Raw genomic sequence first — 1239 nt, forward strand, 5'->3', positions numbered from 1 at the left:
GCTGGTATGACCTACTCGATCCACGAAGTGGACACATGGGGGTGAAATTACGGCGCTTTGAATACGCAGTATTCAGCCCTAATTGAACGCGGAGAAACTTCGTTTCGTAGCGGGAGAGTCCGCTCAGCGGCGGGGCGACATCGGGGGTAGGCATTCATGCCATCCTAAGTGGATAAGTCACCTGATATCTGTACTGATAAGCTCGAGCTAAACAGCCAACACTTTATTAAATCCCAGACGCAAAAAAGCCACCTTATTCAGGTGGCTTTTTCACTTAATGAGCGCCTGGAAATGACCTACTCTCACATGGGGAGACCCCACACTACCATCGGCGCAATTGCGTTTCACTTCTGAGTTCGAGATGGATTCAGGTGGGGCCACAATGCTATGGTTTCCAGACTAATTTTGCGATTACTTTCAGCTTTTCAAAAAGCTAAAGGTAAAAGAATTTAGAAAGCTGGCTATTTAAAAAGTCTTTTAAACAGCTTTAAATAAAAGTAATAATTGGTTCAACTTAAATCAAGTCGGTATTCTTTTGTGCTTGTAAAGTAATCACTCATTAACCACATACTTCTCTCTTAACAAGAGTAAACCCATCTGGGTTGTATGGTTAAGCCTCACGAGTCATTAGTACAGGTTAGCTCAATGCCTCACAGCACTTACACACCCTGCCTATCAACGTCCTAGTCTCGAACGGCTCTTTAGAGGAATTAAATCCCTAGGGATGACTCATCTTAGGACTCGCTTCCCGCTTAGATGCTTTCAGCGGTTATCGATTCCGAACGTAGCTACCGGGCAATGCTATTGGCATAACAACCCGAACACCAGCGGTTCGTCCACTCCGGTCCTCTCGTACTAGGAGCAGCTTCCTTCAATCATCCAACGCCCACGGCAGATAGGGACCGAACTGTCTCACGACGTTCTGAACCCAGCTCGCGTACCACTTTAAATGGCGAACAGCCATACCCTTGGGACCGACTTCAGCCCCAGGATGTGATGAGCCGACATCGAGGTGCCAAACACCGCCGTCGATATGAACTCTTGGGCGGTATCAGCCTGTTATCCCCGGCGTACCTTTTATCCGTTGAGCGATGGCCCTTCCATACAGAACCACCGGATCACTATGACCTACTTTCGTACCTGCTCGACGTGTCTGTCTCGCAGTTAAGCTGGCTTATGCCATTGCACTAACCGTACGATGTCCGACCGTACTTAGCCAACCTTCGTGCTCCTCCGTTA

The 1239-nt window shown here is 48.1% G+C and carries 2 rRNA genes; both read right to left on the reverse strand.

Annotated elements, in window-relative coordinates:
- Nucleotides 1–283: 283 nt before the first annotated feature.
- A 5S ribosomal RNA gene (rrf, locus tag KT99_RS19675) occupies nt 284–399 on the reverse strand.
- A gap of 207 nt (nt 400–606) precedes the next feature.
- Nucleotides 607–1239 (reverse strand): 23S ribosomal RNA (locus KT99_RS19680); the annotation flags it as partial.

This window comes from Shewanella benthica KT99 (assembly GCF_000172075.1).
Taxonomy (GTDB): domain Bacteria; phylum Pseudomonadota; class Gammaproteobacteria; order Enterobacterales; family Shewanellaceae; genus Shewanella; species Shewanella benthica_A.